Here is a 17,914-nt window from a genome sequence, read left to right on the forward strand (position 1 = left end):
GCAATCACCCGATGAACTTCTGAGAGGACATTTCATGGTTATCACCGCCACAAAAAACCAGGCACTGAACCTGGAGCAACGCACGAAGAAGGTTCGCGAAGCCGCGTACCGTATACGGCACCACTCGCTGAATATGGGCGAGGTTCAAGGCCAAGGCTATGTCGGTCAGGCCTTGGGCGCGGCGGATATGTTCGCCGCCGTCTATGCAGACCAACTGGATTTCCACGCCACAGACCCAGAGTGGGCGGACCGGGATCGTTTCCTGCTCTCCACCGGGCACTATGCCATCGGCTTCTATGCAGCGCTGGCCGAAGCGGGAATCGTCCCGGTGGAAGAATTGGAAACTTACGGTTCAGATGATTCACGTCTTCCGATGTCCGGAATGTCCACCTATACGCCGGGCATGGAAATATCTGGAGGATCTCTGGGTCATGGCCTATCCATCGCGGTAGGCATGGCATTGAGCCTGCGCCATCAGGACAAGAACCAGCGGGTGATCAACTTTCTCTCCGATGGTGAACTGGATGAAGGCTCCACATGGGAAGCCGCCATGGGCGCAGCTCACCACCAGTTGGGTCATTTGACCGCGATGGTGGACATCAACGCCCTGCAAGCCGATGGCGCCACTGCCGGCGTGCTGCGCACCGAACCGGTTACCGAAAAGTGGGAAGCCTTCGGATGGTATGTGCAACGGATCGACGGAAATGACCCGCAAGCGCTCGTGGAGGCTTTCGATAACATCGCAGCACAAGCAGCCGTCACTTCACGTCCATCGGTAATTCTGTGCGACACCAAGGTGGGTCGCGGAGTTCCGCTGTTGGAGACCCGAGAGAAAGCCCACTTCATGCGCATCGAAGAAAATGAATGGCAAATCTGCCGCGAACAGCTCACCGAAGGCTTCGAAGGGAGCAACTACTAAATGTCTGCTACTGCTAAACCACGCCTGAAAACCTCGGCAATGATCGCCTCGTTTGCGGAGCCCGGGCAGAAGACCGCACCCGCTCCGTTCGGCCATGCTCTTGCCAAGGCCGCCGCTGAAGATCCACGCATCGTTGGCCTAACAGCTGACTTGGGCAAGTACACCGATATGCACATATTTGCTCAGCAACATCCCGAACGTTTCTTCCAGATGGGCATGGCCGAACAGCTGCTGTTCGGAGCAGCCGCGGGATTCGCCGAAACCGGAATGATCCCCTTTGCTTCAACCTACTCGGTGTTCGCGGCCAGACGTGCCTATGATTTCCTTTGCCTGGATATCGCCGAGCCAAATCTCAACGTTAATATCATTGGCGGCCTGCCGGGGCTGACCACCGGCTACGGCCCGAGTCACCAGGCAACCGAGGACATTGCCATCTTCCGCGGGATGCCGAACCTGACCATCGTGGATCCCTGCGACTCGGTGGACATCGAGCAATCGGTTCCACAGCTTGCTGCTTCCGAGGGGCCGACTTATCTTCGCTTGCTGCGCGGCAAGGTGCCTACTGTTCTGGATGAATACGGCTACAGCTTCGAGCTTGGCAAGGCAAAGGTCTTGAGGGGTGGCAACGACGTTGTCTTCGTATCCAGTGGACTGATGACTATGAGGGCACTAGATGCCGCCAAGGAGTTGGCCAAGCACAATGTGGATGTTTCCGTAGTGCATTCGCCGACTATCAAACCCTTCGATTCGGAAACTGTTTTAGCGGAAGTTGCCGGTGACCGTCTTGTTGTAACTTTGGAGAACCACTCTGTCGTCGGAGGCCTCTACGAGACTTTGGCCTCGACCATGATTCGTGGTGGGGTTTTCTCGAAGGTCGTCCCTATCGGCCTACCAGACGAGTTCCTGGATGCGGGCGCATTGCCGACACTTCATGAGCGCTACGGGCTATCGATCAACGCCATTGTGGCTAAGGTTCTCTCCGAACTGGGCTAATTCCTCGTGTAATCCATCAGAACGATGTGCAATAGGTGGGTGCGTTGCTTTCGACGCACCCACCTAAGACGCTAAAATCAACTGTTAACAATCAACTGTTGATCTCCAAGATTTAGGGGCGCATTATGGCCATGGCCGATTCTTCCTTGGTAGGCCTTCGGAAAAAGAGCCTGCGTGAGCAGGCCCTGATCGCCTTACGCCGCGCCATCACAACCGGTGAACTGGAGCAGGGCACCCACCTGGTGGAAACGGAGCTGTCTGCCTCCATGCAGATCAGCCGAGGAACCTTGCGCGAAGCATTACGTCAGCTGGAACAGGAAGGTCTCGTTTCGGCAGGTGAGCGTGGAAGGCTGTCGGTCCGCCACCTAGATAACAAGGAAATCCATGACATTTTCGCTGTCAGGGCATCGTTAGAAAGCCTCGCAGCAACGACCTTGTTGCAACGCGAGGACTTGGACAGCGCGCTAGCAGAACTGCGCGCGGCAGTAGGCCGGATGGACAAGCTGGCGGGAAACGAAATCGAGGAGCGCATTGAAGCCGATCTCGAATTCCACCGCACCCTGTGCCGGCTCTCTGGGAATGACACCTTGCTGCATGCATGGGAACAATTGGAAGGCTCCATGAGGATGTCCATCATGTTTGGCGGGTTCGAACGCGGCGTACGGAATATGGATGTAGCACGGCACTTCACGCTCGTCGACACTATTGAATCGCGAGACAGCGCCGCGGTCAGCGCGGAAATCTCAGAGCACATGCGCATTGCCGCCGAAACTCTGATGGGCTCATAGGACTACCGCAAAAAATTCTGCCAATGCCAGCGGCCCCGCCCATTGCAAATTGGACGAGGCCGCTGGCATCGCTATTCAGCTGACACTATCAGTTCGCCCAGAATGGGTAGTCAGTGTAGCCCTGCGGCCCTTCGGTGTAGAAGGTAGCCGCATCCGGTTCGTTCAGCGGCAGCTCGTCACGCCAGCGGCGTACCAAATCCGGGTTGGCGATAGCCGGGCGTCCGACGACTACCGCTTCTCCCCAGCCTTCGGCGGCCACCGTCGCCGCATCTTCATAGGTGGTAATCGTCTGGAAACCGGTGTTGATCAATACCGGACCCCCAAAAGCCGTACGCAACGACTGGACCAGTTCACCGGAGGGATCCTTATGCAGAACGCTCAGTGCGGCCAGGCCCAGTGGAGCGATTCCTTCAAGCAATGCCTGATAGGTTGCAGCGACGTCCGCGGCGTCATTTTCTACAGCACTTTGCACGTTGTGCTCAGGCGAAATGCGCAGTCCGGTCCTACCGGCACCGATGGCGTTGGCAACGGCGGTCACCACATCAATGACAAAACGGGCGCGGTTCTTAGGGGAGCCACCGTACACATCGGTGCGGGTGTTGGAGGTTGGTGCCAGGAATTCGTGCAGCAGGTAGCCGTTGGCGCCGTGAAGCTCCACCCCGTCAAAGCCAGCAGCAATAGCGTTGCGTGAAGCGGTGACAAATTCTTCGATAATGCGTGGCAGCTCTTCGCTGGCCAAGGCATGCGGGATCGGGTAGTCGTACTTGCCGGTGTAGGTGCGGGACTGGCCTTCCACGGCGATAGCGCTCGGTGCCTCGACGTACTCAACTCCGGTGGTTTCCGGGTGGGTCACGCGTCCTGCGTGCATCACCTGGGCCACGATGAGGCCGCCTTCGGCGTGCACCGCATCGGTGACTTTCTTCCACCCGGAAACCTGTTCGGCGGTGACCAGGCCCGGCTGGCGCACAAAGCCCTGGCTGGCAGCCGATGGATAGACGCCCTCGCTGACAATCAGACCCAGGGAAGCGCGCTGGCGGTAGTACTCCACCACATCGGCGTTGGGCACGCCGTCCTTGCCCGAGCGGGAGCGGGTCAGCGGCGCCATAACCAGGCGGTTGGACAGCTTGAGGTCGCCAAGGGCGAGCGGGGAAAACAGATCCATGGGGTGGGACTCCTGAAGTGGAAATTATAGTTGCCTCGTGTAACATGCCAGCGGCGAACTCTATTCCAGCTCGGTGCCTCAGGTGAGATGGATTACGCGCTCAACAGGTCACTCGCCACCCTGATCCAGCACCTGGCACGCTACAGCTCCCGTGGCCGTTGCCACTGGTAGTCTCGGTTCATGGATGAAGAATTGCGCGGTTTCCTGAAATCTTTCGCTCATGTGGCGCAACTTGCCGAGCAATATCAGCAGCAGCCCAAAGGCAAGCTTCTGGCACCGGTGCTGGCAGAACATCTGGGAACAGACCCAGGCACTGTACCGCTTGTTGTAGAGAAATTCGCCTCCCACCGTTTGGCGGATGCAAACATTGTCCTGGAGAGGTTGATTTCAGTTGACCCGCAGGCCAGAATCATCGGTTTAGCAGGCCAGGACCGGCACCATTTTGATCTGGGTGATCTCGTTGGTGTTCAATGTGACTTCGGTGTCCTTGGTGAGCCTTCCTACACCACCTTGGCGGTGGGCCCGGGACAACAGCAACGATTCCTCTCCTTTGGCATTCACTTATTCAGCACAGAGCAGATGCCTATGGTCATTCTGCTGCGCCAGGCAAACCCGGAATACGGCAAACCCGAAGCGAGCCTGGAAGTGCTGTGCACCGAAGAGAAGCTTGTCGATTCCTTCCTTGCGAACTTCCGCGAGCAGCTGCACACCACCAGCATCTACCGCGGCCAAGTCATTTCCTTCAAGTCCAGCGAATACTCCGAATCCAATGCCGGCGTTACCTTCCACCAGCGTGAAGAAATCAGCGAAGAGCAGCTGATCCTGCCTACCGGTCTGCGCGAACGAATCGAAGAGCAGGTGCTGGGCATCGGAGCGCACCGTCAGGCTCTTTTGTCCCTCGGCGCCCATCTCAAGCGCGGGGTGCTGCTGTATGGCCCGCCGGGAACGGGCAAAACCCACACGGTTCGCTATCTGGCTTCGGCGGCTAAGGATCATACGGTCATTCTGCTCAACGGCAATACCCTGTCCCTGGTCTCGCAGGCTTCGGCCATGGCTCGTGCGCTGCAGCCGTCCATCGTGGTGCTCGAAGATTGCGATCTGGTTGCCGAAGACCGCAGCTTTGGCCATGGACCACAGCCTTTGCTCTTTGAAGTCCTGGATTCCATGGACGGTCTGGATTCTGATGCAGACGTGTCGTTTGTGCTGACCACCAACCGGGTGGAATCCCTGGAACAGGCCTTGGTCCAACGTCCGGGACGTATCGATCTGGCGGTCCAGATACCCAGGCCAGATTTTGACGGGCGCAAGGCGCTGTTGCGGCTCTACGGTTCAAAGCTGGATTTGTCCAAAGAAACGGTGGACTCGGTAGCCCAGCTGACCGAGGGCACTACCGCCTCATTTACCCGCGAACTAATCCGCCGGGCCATCTTGACCGCGGCTATTGCCGGGGTGCCGCTTACCGAGCGGCATGTGCGCGTCTCAGCCGCAGAGCTCATGGATGATTCGGCAGCGCTGACCCGCAACTTCCTCGGTGGCACCGAGGACCCAGACCTGAACGGCGGGGAACCGGAGGAGGAAAGCTTTGGATCTTTTGGCTGGTCGCCGGGGCTAGAGACGAAAAGTTTCGGATTTGTCGCCGGTGCCGAATCGCGTTCTGGTGTGGAGTCCCCTGAAACGAAAGACGACTAGGCCTCTGACAGCATTCGCTTTATTCGCAAGCAACCGAAATCTCGTTGGACATTCATAGCCATCCGTTTGCGTTGTTGCTGATCGTTACTCAACCCGAATTGCATGCTCAATGAGTACAAGGGACAGCAATCCTATAGTTCCGAGCACATCGCTTTGCCGCTTATTTCGAGTATTCAATCAGTGACGACAGTAAGAAGTCGGAATTCACTGAGACAACTCCCCCCGAGGAGTCATGGAAGGACGAGTCTAAGCAGAACGGTCAGCATGATGGCGGACGAGCCGCACCTTGAAACTGTTCACGATATTCGTCAGCTCATGCGGCAGCCCACTGCTCCAATCAACTAGTTCTTTGAAACCTTGCCCATGGCCCCTGCAATTGGGCGGATAAACATGGGGCTGGTTAGGAACCATGCCACGGCGATGACTACCACCGAGATTCCGAAGACCACCAATCCCCAGAAATCGGTGACGTCCCGGGACGTGAACATGTGGTTGAGGTTTCTGCGCACCCCGGTGAAGAACACCAGGAAGACATGAACAAGCGTGAATGCAACAAAATAGACCATCACCGGAATGTGCACAGCTCGCGCCAATTCAATGGGGTAAAGCTTTGAGAGTTTCTCATTTTTCGCAGGCCACCAGGTAGACATCCTCACACCCGAAATGATTGCCAGCGGAGCCGCAACGAACACCGTGATGAAGTAGGCCATCACCTGCAATGCGTTGTAGTGGATCCAACCGTTTTCTTCGGGCCAATCCAAGGAAAGATACTGGAGGCCGGCGGAAACCATATTAGGGAAGACATCCCAACTAGTGGGGACAATGCGCATCCAGAATCCGGTGATGAACAGCGCTGCCACGAACAGCACCCCGTTGACCACCCACGCCACATCCAGAACCTGGTGCAGCCATTGAGTAATCGAGATTTTCTTCGGAGGCTGGTTTCCCGGGGAGAAGAAGGAACGTTGCTTGGCCGTCCAATACCCTGGCGGCTTGTTCTGCAGACGCACTTGCAATCCTGAACGCACGATCAGCACCATAAAGAACATGTTCAGGAAGTGCTGCCACCCGAGCCATGCAGGAATGCCCTCGGGTGTGGAAATTGGCTGGCTTGCATGTCCTGAGTATGTTGTGATGAATTCTTGGACCGTGGAGGTCGAACGCAGCCACTGAGCTGCAAGGACTGCGATGACAGCGATTGCCAGAAGCCCGGCAACCTGCAGACTGCGCTTGGCATATTTGGACCGCGTTTTATTGGCAGTTCGAGAATTCAGGTTCGCGTTGCCATTTGCAGGTTTTGCGGAACCCGCGGAATCTTCCGTTGCCAAGCTCTGCATCGAGTGCTGAGCGGTCCTGCGCTTGCCATCAACATTATTGACGGTGGCAAGTTGGGTGTTGTTGTCCGACTCGGACTGCGGCGCTTCGACCGCAGCAGCTGCGCCAGCGACAAGGTTGCCGGCCGTTGCAGGGATCTGCTGGTTGAACGACGTGCTTGCCGGTTCGCTTGCCGACCTGGATTCTTGCAGTGCGGCAACTACCGGCACCGTCGATGCACCAGGCATACGTCTGCCCCGGATAAGGGCCGATTCTGGCTTCAGGCTGAGAACCTCGAGGGGCTGATTGTGGGGAACTGCGACTTCAAGTTCCGTGCGAGCTGGTGGCTGCATCGCATTAACAGCAGAACCCATTGCTGAGTCGACCGCAGCCGATTCGTGCGATGCGGCCGAGGAAACAAGCAACGGCACATTGGACGCGCCCACCATCCGGCGGCGTTTGCTGCATGCCACGGCCGCTGCGGCGCGAACTGGCTGACCCTCGACGAGTTGCTCTTGGGCAAGGTGTCTTGCGGGCTCCAGTTGCACCTGGTCCTCCGTGGGACCAGGTATCGCAGCTGCTTCATCGTTGCTGATGAGGTCCGGTGCAAGCCGAGGGATTCCTGCCATGCGCCGTTTCTGGCGTACCGGGTTTCCTATCTCATTCACGCGTTTTGCTCCATTACTATTCGCATTCACAGCCAAATCGTTCAAATCCCCAGTCTGGGTCTTTGCTCAGTTCTTGTTAGTTCCTGCGGGCATTGATTTCGTCTACGATGCGGGGAACCACGGAGAACAAGTCTCCTACGATGCCGAAGTCGGCAATTTCGAAAATTGGCGCGTCCTCATTCTTGTCGATGGCCACGATGGTCTTGGCCGTCTGCATGCCGGCACGGTGCTGGATTGCTCCCGAAATGCCCAAGGCAATGTACAGGTCAGGTGAGACTGCCACACCGGTCTGCCCCACCTGATAGCTCTGCGGAACATAGCCGGCATCCACTGCCGCACGCGACGCGCCCACGGCCCCGCCCAAGACGTCCGCCAGCTGTTCCACGAGCTGGAAGTTCTCCTTGGAGGCAACTCCTCGACCGCCGGATACCACCACCGGGGCGATATTCAGGGCCGGACGTCCGGAATCATGGTTAATCTCGTTCGAGCTGACCACGTGCGCTCCCGTTTGGGACGATTCCGGAACTGAGATGATCTCCACGCTTGGCTCAAGCGGCGCGGCCCGATGGGAAATGCTGCCCGTTCGCAGGGTCGCAATCATGGTGCCACCCTCGACCGTTGATTCTGTGACGAAGTCACCGCCGAACACTGAATGCTTGGCGATGATCTCGCCTTCTTCCAGCACCACGTCGATTGCATCGGCCGATACCGACGCGCCAAGACGCGCTGCCAAGCGTCCGGCGATAGCGCGGCCACTCACGGAGCCATCCAGGAACACGCCAAGTGGCGCATGCTGGGCTACGCACTGTTCAAGCAAAGCCACTTCGTCGGTGGCAAACCGTTGGGCCCGGTCAGCGGAGAGGGTACCGACGAGGATCTTGGCCGCGCCCAGCGCCGCCAGTTTTCCGCCCAGGATCTCGGCATTCGCTTCGCTGCTGAGCACTACCGCGATTGGCTCGCCGATAGCTGTTGCAGCACCAATCAGTGAGGCCGCGGCGCCGACCGGAGTACCGTCGGCAGCAGTCTCAACCATTACAAGAATTTTCGACATTATTTTCCTCGGAGTTCAGAAGTTTTCAGGTAGCCTGGCGCTGGCCTAGAGCAGGTGCTTCGATTCCAAGAAATCAACGAGCTTTCCCACTGATTCATCGTCATCGTTGAGCTTCGGACCGGTCTGCTTCGCAGGTGCCGCCACCGCGGATACCATGACCGAGCGTTGAGGGGCATAGGCTGGACCGGCTTGGATGCCCAAGTCAGCAAGCGAAACCTTTTCCAAGGTCTTCTTCTTGGCCGCCATGATGCCCTTGAAAGTTGGAAAGCGGGCTTCCGCTACACGTTCGGTGACAGCGGCAACTGCTGGATAGCTGGCCGAGAGCTGCAATTCATTTAGTTCGGTACGCACCGTTCCGCTCACCTCGCCATCAGCCACCGCGAAACTGGACAGATCGCTGAGCAGCGGCACTCCCAGTAATTCGGCAACCATCGCCGGGACCATGCCACCCTTGCCATCCGTGGACTGGTTTCCTGCGAGAACAATATCGAAGCCTTCTCGCTTGATGGCGGCAGCCAGGGTTTTGGCTGTCTGCAGCATGTCAGAACCCTCCAAGGCATCGTCTACAACCTGGATAGCTCGATCAGCACCCATTGACATCGCTTTACGCAGTGACTTTTCGGCTTCGTGGGCTCCAACTGACAGCACCACGATCTCGGTGCTGACGTCCGCATCTTTGAGGCGCAAGGCGCATTCCAGCGCACGTTCGGTGATTTCATCCGGGATCGCTTCGGTCGCGGCCCGATCCAAGATACCAGTTTCAAGGTTGAGCCAACGTGTCTCACCGGTATCCGGAACTTGCTTGACTAGGACAATGAGCTTCATGGTCATTCCTTACCTGCTGGCCGGCATGCTGCCGGACCGGTCAATTCTTCGTGTCTTCAACGATCTTTGAGACCAATTCCGGCGCACCAGAAGTTGGTCATCATTTCGATCAGCTCCGCCGTGGGCTTTCTCTTTTTCCAGCCAATTTCAACCTGCGCAATATTGGTCATCATCGCGAGGATCAAGGTGGCTGACTCGCGTGCGTTGAGGTCCTCCGGGACGGTCCCGGCTGCCTGCTGGCGGCGGATTCCCCGAGCGATGCGGTCTACGAACAAGTCCCTGATCACCAAGCGGATAGTCCGGAAGTCCTCGTCGTAGTGCGCTACCTGCTCGATGACCATGGAAAGGTCCTGCGTATTGGTGTAGTTATTCACGAAACGCTCGATGGTTTCGGTAACTCGGGCGCGATAGTCCGATTTATCGACGTTGGTGACGTTCGTTTGCGAAAGCCGACCCCGCACGTGCTCTTCGACGACCGCTGCGAACACCGCTTTCTTGCTGCGGAAGTGCGAATAGAACGTCGCGCGGGAGATCCCTGCTTCAAGCAGCAAGTCCTCGACGGAAGTATCGATGTAGCCCAAACGCACGAACACGCTGCGGGAAGCTCCCACGATCTGGGCTCGGGTGTTGATACCACGTTTGTAGATAGGCGCCGCTTTTGACTTGACATCGGTCCAACGGCTCAGCGCATCCAGGAACAGCGCTACTTCAGCCTGTCTGGCCTCGCTCTTAGTTCCGCTGTCCACTTCTACGGGTGCTTCGGTCTGCATGGTCTTCATCCTTCAAGCTGAAGTCAATTTAGCTAAATTGTGCCAGTTCTTCATTGCATATAGCATCTAAAGCCCCACTGTAACCGCACGCAGGGCCTCGGCCTCTTGCTCGCTCATACCCAAAAGCCTGCCCAGCACCTCGGATTGGTCCTGACCGACTTTTGGAGCGGCGCTCAATTCAGCCGCCGGCTGCAGGGTGGACATCTTCAGCGGATTTCCCACTACCGGCACCCGGCCGTTTTCCGGGTGGTCGATGAATCGGATCATTTCGCGTTCGATCAAATGCGGGTCCTGGTCAACTTCCCGCAAGGTCTTGACCGGAGAGAAGGGAACTCCGGCATCGCCCAGCAGATCAGAGATCTCCGCGCGGGTCAGCTGGCTGGTAGCCCCGGTCACCAGCGCATCGATTGCTTCCATATGCTCCGCGCGGCTCACCGGATCGGCAAAACGCGGATCCCCGAGGGCCTCGGCAAAGCCCAGTGCCTTGGCCAAGCGGGTCCAGTGATTATCTGAGGCGCAGATAATCGCCAGCCAGCCATCGGCTGCACGGTAGACATTGTACGGAGCAATGGCCATCCCGGAGTGCTGGTTTCCGGTGCGCTCTGGCAGCTGTGCATCCGGCTGGTTGTACAGGGCGCTGAGCGCTGAGGTCAGCATGGGATAGATGGTGTCATGCATTGATACCTCGACGATTTGCCCCTTGCCGGTAGCCGTTCTGTCGAAGAGTGCCGCCATCGCGCCGCCGAAGAGATGGATGCCGCCGGAAAAATCGGTGAAGGCCGGTCCCGTCTTGACCGGCGGTCCGTCGGCGAAGCCGGTGGTGCCGATCGCACCGGACATTGCCTGGACCGTCAGATCCATAGCCGGCATCTTCGAGTAGGGTCCGCTGCTCCCGTAGCCTTTGCCCGAAGCAATCACGATGCGGGGATTGCGTTCCAGCAGCGATTCAAGTCCCAGGCCAAGACGTTCAAGGGTATTCGGCGCATAGTTTTCTATGAGCACATCGGCCCGGTCGATCAGCCTCAGGAAAGTTTCCTTGCCGTCATCGCTCTTCAGGTCCAGGGCAATGCTCTTCTTATTCGAGTTGAGCATGATGAATTCCTGGGGATCAGCGTCGCCGCGGGCACGGGTGCGCAGGCGTTCGCCGCCCAGCGGCTCCACCTTGATGACTTCCGCACCCAAATGGGCGAACAGCAAACCGCAGTACGGTCCGTTGTAGATATGTCCGAGTTCAAGGACGACGAGATTGGAGAATGATTTCAGCACGGGTTCTACCTTTATTGGGGCGTTTAGTGGGAGCGGAACTGCAGTTCCTGGCTCGCCGCATCCGCGGCGAGCTTGAGCCGTTCTACCGTGGCCACGACGTCAGCACCGCTGGTCAGGCCATCGGACCCCCAGACTGTCATCGAAAACAGGCAAGCGCCGTCTTTGTCGAAGACCGGGGCGGTGGCCGAATGGAATTCATAGTCGCCTTCGGCGGTGACATCCGAGGCGTTGAACGTTTCCGCAGCATCATTGACGACCGCCAAGAGGCGCTGGCGCGCCTCGGGATCCCGTCCGCTGTAGGCAACCCGTGCCGAAAGCTCGATACCGCTGCCTCGTTCGTGCCCGATTCCGGCCGCATAGCCTCGTTCGCGGACCTTGGCCAGACATGCTTCGAAGTGCGTTTGCAAGGCATGATCGGCATCCGGATGCACCTGTGCGAGCCACTGGGCCTCGGCCTCAGGCCCGCCGAAAGCCGCGAAGACCCCGCCAATCGGCGGCATGAATGGCACGTGGATGCCCACGCGGCTGGAGCGGCCTTGGCGGGTGGAGGAACCTGCCGATCCTACGTTGATCAGTTCGGTCTCCACCCGGGTCATGATGCTCACTTCTGCCACCAACTCAGCTGCGAGGCGTTCCATATGCGGCCGGATCAGGTCCAGCTGGCCCAATAGCTTGACCGAGATATCGGTGTTGACGGCCATGGATCCCGGAGCAAAAGAGCCGTAGCCGCCGCGGAAGAAGAGCAGTGGCAAGTTGGAGCTGAGCGTGAACAGATCCAGCACCTTGCCCATCACCCAATCATGGTCCCCCGCGTCGGACACCGAGTGCATCTCGCAGTCGATGAAGGCGACCGAGTCGGTGAGGATCGGGCTGCCGTTCTTGGACAGCTCCCATTCGAAGCCCTCCAGTTTATCGGTCTTGCGCGAGGCCACCGCCCGGCACAGGTCCTCCTGGTCGCTGGCCAGCACGTTGATGCCGAATTTTGTGCCCGTGCGGTTCTGCAATGCAGCCCATGAGGACGAAGTCCTCGTTGGCAGGAAGCCCACCAGGGCTGGTTCCAAGGACACGGAAACGAAGGAACCCACGGTCATCGCCAAGGGCTGGCCTGCGTCGTCCATTCCGGTGACGATGACAACCCCGGTGGGGAAAGCCCCAAGCACCCGGCGGAATTCATAGGCATCGATCTTTGTCATGGCTAGTTCTCCTGATTTCATTGTGCGCTCCCGAGGATTCGACGTGGATTGGCAAACATCATCTGATCAATATCCGAATCCGAAACGCCCAGGTTCCGCAAATCGGGGACGACGCTGTTCATGATTTCGCTGGCTCGCCACTTCGGCAGCAGTTCGGCACGAGCCTCATCGGGGAAGTTCATGGAGTAGGCCGACGAGTCGGTGGCGATGGCGATCTGCGGGGCATAGCCCTGCGTGCATAGTTCTTTCACTGCGTGGAGCCGCTGTTCGTAGGGCAGCCTGGAGTCCAGCCCGAAGCGGTCCATGCCCAGTACGGACCCGCGGTCCGCGATCTGCTTCAGATAGTCCAGATCTTCGCTGTCTCCGCAGTGGCCGATGACCACGCCGCCCAGATCCACTCCGCGCGAGGCCAGGTAGTCCTGCTGCTCCAGGCCGTTGCGCTGGCCCGGGTGCGAATGCGTGAAAATCGGTGCGCCGGTTTCCAGGTGCGCGTCGGCCACCGCCTGCATGATGTTCAAGACGCCCTCGGAGAATCCGTAGTGGTCCGTGGCGAATTTCAGCACCCCGGCCTTGACTCCGGTGCCATCGATGCCATCACGGATATCGCGGATGAAGAGCTCGGTCAGCCGGTCGCTTCCGCCGAGCATCCGGCCAGGTCCATTGAGCGTGGCGAAGGTCGGCGCATCGTGGAAGGTGTACCAGCCGGTGGCCGCGATGATGTTCATCTGCGTGCGGTCAGCCACCCGCTTAACCAGGGGGATATTCCGGCCGTTGCCCATCACGGTCAAGTCGACAATGGTGTCGATGCCGCTGGCTTTGACCCCATCCAGATATTCCACGGCGCGGTCAACCAGGTCATCTGCTGGAAACTGGCCCGGGTAGTTCAGCACCAGCTCGGCGTTCAGCACGAATACGTGTTCATGCATCAGCGTCGCACCTAGCTGTTCGGCAGCTAGCTCCCCGGTGAGTGTGGGAATCATGCTCTTGGTCCTCTCTGGAAATCAAGATTGCGGGTGGGAGCCCAGAGACCGGATAAGGATGGTCCGGCCCCTGGGAAACATCGGTGAATCGGCAGCGAATCACCATTCAGGCTGCTGGCTATTTCGGTCGCTGCGGAAGAATGATCTCTTCGTAGACACGCTCGGCAAACGGTTCAAAATACTCCAGGTCCTCGGGATCCACCGAGCCTTCGTACCATTGGGTGAAGTCGGTGACTCCACCTTTTTCTTCGTACCCCAATTCCTTGGCGATGCCGGTCCACTTCTCGATCGACGAGGCCACCGCTGCGTTCACGGCCTTGCCGTCCAAGTTCTTGGAATTCTCCACCTGCGCCAAGAGTTCCTTGTTGGATTCCGCGATCGCGGCCTCACTTTCGGAATCAAGGTAGTCCAGCTTGCCACCCTGCTTCTCTGCGGTCTCTGTTGCGATCTTCAAGCTGGCTATGGCATTGAAGTCCTCGCCAGCCACGTAGCCCTCCATGCGGTCGAACATCAGCTGCTGCACCAGCAGCGGGAGTCCATCCCAGGAGGAGCCGGCAACCAGGGCGCCTGCGCCCGGAGCGAAGCTGGCATCTTTCGGAATGCTGATGTACGGGGCGACTTCGAGCCAGCCCACGGAGACAGCGGTGGCGGTTGACTGCAGCGAGCAGTTCAGCACACCGCGTTCCAGCGCTTCGTAGGTTTCGGCGAGCTCCACGGAAGTCAAGATACCGCCCAGCGCCTTGGCCTGGATTTCGTGGGCCGCCGCATTGCCGCGGATTTGCGAGCCGGCCCAATCGGCGGATTTTTGCTGATCTTTCCGGCAGATCACCGAGGTGTTGCCGTTGGGATTGGCCGGATGCAAGACGTGCATGCCGCGGTCCTCGTAGTTGGCCATGACCTCGGGAGTATTAAATCCGACCTCCATCATGACTGCGTGCGAGACGAACTCGCCGACCACTGGGCTGCTGGGAAGCTGGACCAGCGAAGTGGACATGTCCACGAAGGCAGCCATTTCCTGCGGCTCATAGGTGGTGTAGTAATGTGCAACGTCCAATCGGCCATCCTGCAGCGCACCGGGAACCTCGGTTGGCTTCGCAATTGCGCCGGCCGCATGCGACTCGATGGTGATCTTGCCACCGGACCATTCCTCCACGGATTCAGCCCATTTAAGATCTCGAAGCGCTGAGAAAGATTTGGGGTTGGTGCTGGAGTACTGGAAGTCCAAGGTGATCGGCTCAATATCTGCAAAGGCAGCGATGTACTGCTCCTTCGTCGCGCCCGGGTCGATACCTGCGCCCCCGGCACTGTCCGCATTGCCGCCGGAGGAGTTCAGACCGCCAGCGCACGAGGTCAGCCCCAGCGCTGCCACGGCGAGCATGGACAGCGCGCCGGCAAAATATTTGCGTGAAAACATTGTTTTTCCCTAATCCGATCGTTGAGTTCTAGGACTGGCTGAAGTGCTTGATTGCTCCCTTGAGGCCCTTGTCCTTCATCAGGGCCTTCACCTCGCCGATCGAATCGGCCGTATGCGAAATGGCATCCCACTCAGCACCTGCGCGCAGGGATTCCACGAAGCCCTGTCGATCGTAGACCTTGTTCAAGGCCTGCTTCTTCAGATAGAGCAGGTCCAATGGAGTCTTGGCCACGCGAGAAGCCATGGTTTGAGCGCTTTCCAGCGCGGTTCCCTCGGGCACAGCCTTATTGGCCCAGCCCAGCTCAGCGGCTTCGATGCCGCTCATTGAGTTGCCAGCGATAAAGGACAATTCCTTGGCCTTGCGCATTCCAATATGCCACAGCGATACCGGAGAGAGCAGCCCGCCGCCCAACGGAATCGATGGCCATCCGATGTTCGCGGTCTCGGAAACAATCACCAGGTCGCTGCAGGAAACCAGCATGGTCGCTCCGCCCAGGCAATGGCCTTCGATGGCGGCGATCAGCGGCTTGGGGAAACGGTAGACGCGTTCCCACAGGTCGATCTTCTCCTGGAGGTTGCGCCAGTCTTCATAGGCAGTCTTGGAGGAATATCCGGAGACCACATCGTAGCCGGCGCTGAAGTTCTTCCCGCTGCCGCGCAGGATCACCACCGAGATTTCGTCGTCATCGGCCAATTCGGACAGTGCGGACATGAGCCCTTCGAGCAACGCATTGTTGAAGGCGTTGATCTTCTCGGGACGGTTCAGGGAGAGGGTCGCGGTCTTCTTCGCAACATCGCGTTCAACCAGCACGACCTGGGTATCGGAAATTACTTCAGTCATCAGTATTACTCTCCTTGGAATTCGTAGCTGGATTTGGCGTTGAAGGCCGCGACCGAGTTCTTGTGGTCCCCGGTGGTCGAGGTGACCGCCGAGGCAAAGGACTCGAATTCCCAGGCCTGGGCCAAATTCATGGTGTGCGAGGCGTGCACGACCTTGCGGGTAGCGAAATAAGCGGCTGTGGGGCCGGCCGCCAAATTCTTGGCGAACGCCGCCACCTCTTCTCGGAAGTTGCCGTTCTCGATAACCGTCGAAGCGATTCCCATCTCCGCGGCCCGTTCGCCGCTGATCACTTCGCCGGTCATCGCATAGTGCAGGGTTCTGCGGTTGCCGATCTGCTGGGACAGCAAGAACGGCACCGCGCTATCGGGTGCAAGCCCGCGCTTGATGAATCCGAACTGGAACTTGGCAGTATCCGAGGCCAGGATGATGTCCGTGGCCAGCGCCAGCCCGAAGCCGGCGCCCACGGCGTGGCCTTGAACCGCCGCGATGGTTGGCTTCTTCAGGTTGCGGATCAGCTCCACCAGCTCGCGCCCCAGCGAAATGCGCGCGGCTCCGTTGCTTGGGGTGTTCTTGCCCATGCGCTTCACATCTCCACCGGCGCAGAAGTTCTCCCCTGCTCCGGTGATCACGATGGCGCGCACTTCCTGGTCGTCGTTGGCTTCCAGCAGCGCGTCGCGCAGGTCCGCACGCAGATCAGGACTCAGCGCATTGCGCGCTGCTGCGCGATCGAGCACCACCGTGCGGACACCTTGGTCGGTGCTGACGGATACCAGACTGGTTCGCACTTCACTCACAGCTTGGTATCTCCCGCCAATAGCCGCTTGGCTACCGTGCGGCGCTGGATTTCGCTGGTTCCGTCCGGAATGCGCAAGGTGCGCGCAAAACGGTAGGCGCCTTCCAAGCCCAGTTCGTTGGTCAGTCCCAAGCCACCATGGATCTGCATGACTTCATCCACAACTCGGCTGAGCATCTCGGTGCAGGAGAACTTGATGATCGAGGTTTCCTTGATTGCGGGGAACCCGGCGTCCAGCAATGCGGCGGTACGCTGCACGGCCGACTTGCACAGGTAGATGTCGCGTGCGATTTCCGCCAGCTTGGACTGGATCATCTGGTGCTGTCCAATGGTCTTGCCAAAGGTCTTGCGGGTCTTGGAGTATTCCAAGGCCTGGTCCAGTGCCCACTGCGCGACACCGATGCAGGTGGCGGACATGGTGACACGGCCGCGGCTGATGCCGCCCATGGCCAGGTTCAGACCCTTGCCTTCCTCGCCGATGATCTGTTCCGGGGTGACCTTCAGATCGGTGAAGGAAAGGATCGTTGCGTTCGAGCCGCGCTTGCCCATGATCGGGATGCCGGCGTCCACCGAGAACCCTGCCGAATCGGTGTCCACGAAGAAGCAGGTGATCCCGCCGCTGCGGTTGGCCACAGCCACCGGGTCGGTGACCGCGAAGACGAAAGCGTGCTTTGCATGCGCTGCGTTGGAGATCCACTGCTTCTGGCCGTTGATCAGCCAGCCGCCGTCCACTGCGGTAGCACGGGTCTTCAAGTTGTAGACATCGGATCCGGCATCCGGCTCGGACAAGGCGAAGCACAAGGTCGAGGTTCCCGCACGGATTGCCTCGATGCGTTCTGCCAGGACTTCCTCGTTCAGCTGCAGCAGCAATGGGCTCAGGCCATTGGTGAATGGCGAAGGGATCACCGATTCGTGGATCAGCGAGCGCTCGGGGCCGTAGCGGTGGTGCAGGGCCTCCTGGATTTCTACGATGGCCGTGGCGGGAAGCTCCGCGCCGCCCAGCGACTCGGCGCTGTAGAGCGTGTAGAAGCCGGCTTCGGCGGACAGCTCGCGCACCTGCTGGTTGATCTGCTTGTATTTCTCGGTCATCAAGCCGCGCGAGTCGAAGATATTAACTTCGTCTTTGAGGAATTCGGCGTGCTCCTGTTCGATGGGCACAACGGCCTTTTCAATGAACTCGATGAGTGCATCGATGATTTCTTTGTACTCGCTTGGACCCACGCGCGGGTCTGCAGTCATGGTCGTCAT

The 17,914-nt window shown here is 58.8% G+C and carries 16 protein-coding genes; 4 read left to right on the forward strand and 12 right to left on the reverse strand.

Annotated features, from left to right (window positions below):
• The first annotated feature begins 34 nt into the window (after nucleotides 1–34).
• From ACX5K5_RS15015 to ACX5K5_RS15025, 3 genes are all read left to right on the forward strand, one after another.
• Nucleotides 35–919 carry a transketolase gene (locus tag ACX5K5_RS15015; RefSeq protein ID WP_459174655.1) on the forward strand — a complete coding sequence of 295 codons (885 nt, stop codon included), beginning with the start codon at nucleotides 35–37 and terminating at the stop codon, nucleotides 917–919.
• Nucleotides 920–1,912 (forward strand): transketolase family protein, encoded by a 993-nt coding sequence (locus ACX5K5_RS15020; protein WP_459174656.1) that lies wholly within the window; start codon nucleotides 920–922, stop codon nucleotides 1,910–1,912.
• A 125-nt stretch (nucleotides 1,913–2,037) separates the two neighbouring features.
• On the forward strand, nucleotides 2,038–2,700 hold the full coding sequence (locus tag ACX5K5_RS15025) for a GntR family transcriptional regulator (RefSeq protein WP_459174657.1): 663 nt from the start codon (nucleotides 2,038–2,040) through the stop codon (nucleotides 2,698–2,700).
• Nucleotides 2,701–2,788: 88 nt separating this feature from the next.
• Here ACX5K5_RS15025 and ACX5K5_RS15030 read toward each other — a convergent pair whose 3' ends face one another.
• Entirely contained in the window at nucleotides 2,789–3,862 is a 1,074-nt protein-coding gene (locus tag ACX5K5_RS15030; protein ID WP_459174658.1) for an alkene reductase, read from the reverse strand.
• A gap of 180 nt (nucleotides 3,863–4,042) precedes the next feature.
• On the opposite strand from ACX5K5_RS15030, the gene ACX5K5_RS15035 reads away from it, so the two are divergent.
• Entirely contained in the window at nucleotides 4,043–5,551 is a 1,509-nt protein-coding gene (locus tag ACX5K5_RS15035) for an AAA family ATPase (RefSeq protein ID WP_459174659.1), read from the forward strand.
• A gap of 341 nt (nucleotides 5,552–5,892) precedes the next feature.
• Here ACX5K5_RS15035 and ACX5K5_RS15040 read toward each other — a convergent pair whose 3' ends face one another.
• From ACX5K5_RS15040 to ACX5K5_RS15090, 11 genes are all read right to left on the reverse strand, one after another.
• Nucleotides 5,893–7,533, reverse strand: coding sequence for a cytochrome b/b6 domain-containing protein (locus ACX5K5_RS15040; protein ID WP_459174660.1), 1,641 nt, complete (start codon nucleotides 7,531–7,533; stop codon nucleotides 5,893–5,895).
• A 76-nt stretch (nucleotides 7,534–7,609) separates the two neighbouring features.
• A complete protein-coding gene (locus ACX5K5_RS15045; RefSeq protein ID WP_459174661.1) occupies nucleotides 7,610–8,584 on the reverse strand; it encodes an electron transfer flavoprotein subunit alpha/FixB family protein in 975 nt (324 codons plus the stop codon).
• Nucleotides 8,585–8,629: 45 nt separating this feature from the next.
• On the reverse strand, nucleotides 8,630–9,409 hold the full coding sequence (locus tag ACX5K5_RS15050) for an electron transfer flavoprotein subunit beta/FixA family protein (RefSeq protein ID WP_459174662.1): 780 nt from the start codon (nucleotides 9,407–9,409) through the stop codon (nucleotides 8,630–8,632).
• A gap of 56 nt (nucleotides 9,410–9,465) precedes the next feature.
• A complete protein-coding gene (locus ACX5K5_RS15055; protein ID WP_459174663.1) occupies nucleotides 9,466–10,179 on the reverse strand; it encodes a TetR/AcrR family transcriptional regulator in 714 nt (237 codons plus the stop codon).
• Nucleotides 10,180–10,245: 66 nt separating this feature from the next.
• The gene (locus tag ACX5K5_RS15060) at nucleotides 10,246–11,445 is read right to left on the reverse strand and encodes a CaiB/BaiF CoA transferase family protein (protein ID WP_459174664.1); all 1,200 of its coding nucleotides are present in this window, start codon (nucleotides 11,443–11,445) and stop codon (nucleotides 10,246–10,248) included.
• A 23-nt stretch (nucleotides 11,446–11,468) separates the two neighbouring features.
• Nucleotides 11,469–12,638 carry a flavin reductase gene (locus ACX5K5_RS15065; protein ID WP_459174665.1) on the reverse strand — a complete coding sequence of 390 codons (1,170 nt, stop codon included), beginning with the start codon at nucleotides 12,636–12,638 and terminating at the stop codon, nucleotides 11,469–11,471.
• A 17-nt stretch (nucleotides 12,639–12,655) separates the two neighbouring features.
• Nucleotides 12,656–13,618, reverse strand: a complete 963-nt coding sequence (locus ACX5K5_RS15070) for a phosphotriesterase family protein (RefSeq protein ID WP_459174666.1) — start codon at nucleotides 13,616–13,618, stop codon at nucleotides 12,656–12,658.
• A gap of 118 nt (nucleotides 13,619–13,736) precedes the next feature.
• Nucleotides 13,737–15,032 carry a TRAP transporter substrate-binding protein DctP gene (dctP, locus tag ACX5K5_RS15075; protein ID WP_459174667.1) on the reverse strand — a complete coding sequence of 432 codons (1,296 nt, stop codon included), beginning with the start codon at nucleotides 15,030–15,032 and terminating at the stop codon, nucleotides 13,737–13,739.
• 28 nt (nucleotides 15,033–15,060) lie between these two features.
• Nucleotides 15,061–15,873 (reverse strand): enoyl-CoA hydratase/isomerase family protein, encoded by an 813-nt coding sequence (locus tag ACX5K5_RS15080; RefSeq protein ID WP_459174668.1) that lies wholly within the window; start codon nucleotides 15,871–15,873, stop codon nucleotides 15,061–15,063.
• 5 nt (nucleotides 15,874–15,878) lie between these two features.
• A complete protein-coding gene (locus ACX5K5_RS15085; protein WP_459174669.1) occupies nucleotides 15,879–16,667 on the reverse strand; it encodes an enoyl-CoA hydratase/isomerase family protein in 789 nt (262 codons plus the stop codon).
• Nucleotides 16,664–17,914 carry an acyl-CoA dehydrogenase family protein gene (locus ACX5K5_RS15090; protein ID WP_459174670.1) on the reverse strand — a complete coding sequence of 417 codons (1,251 nt, stop codon included), beginning with the start codon at nucleotides 17,912–17,914 and terminating at the stop codon, nucleotides 16,664–16,666. The genes ACX5K5_RS15085 and ACX5K5_RS15090 overlap by 4 nt, the downstream gene beginning before the upstream one ends.

Source organism: Glutamicibacter bergerei (assembly GCF_054495185.1).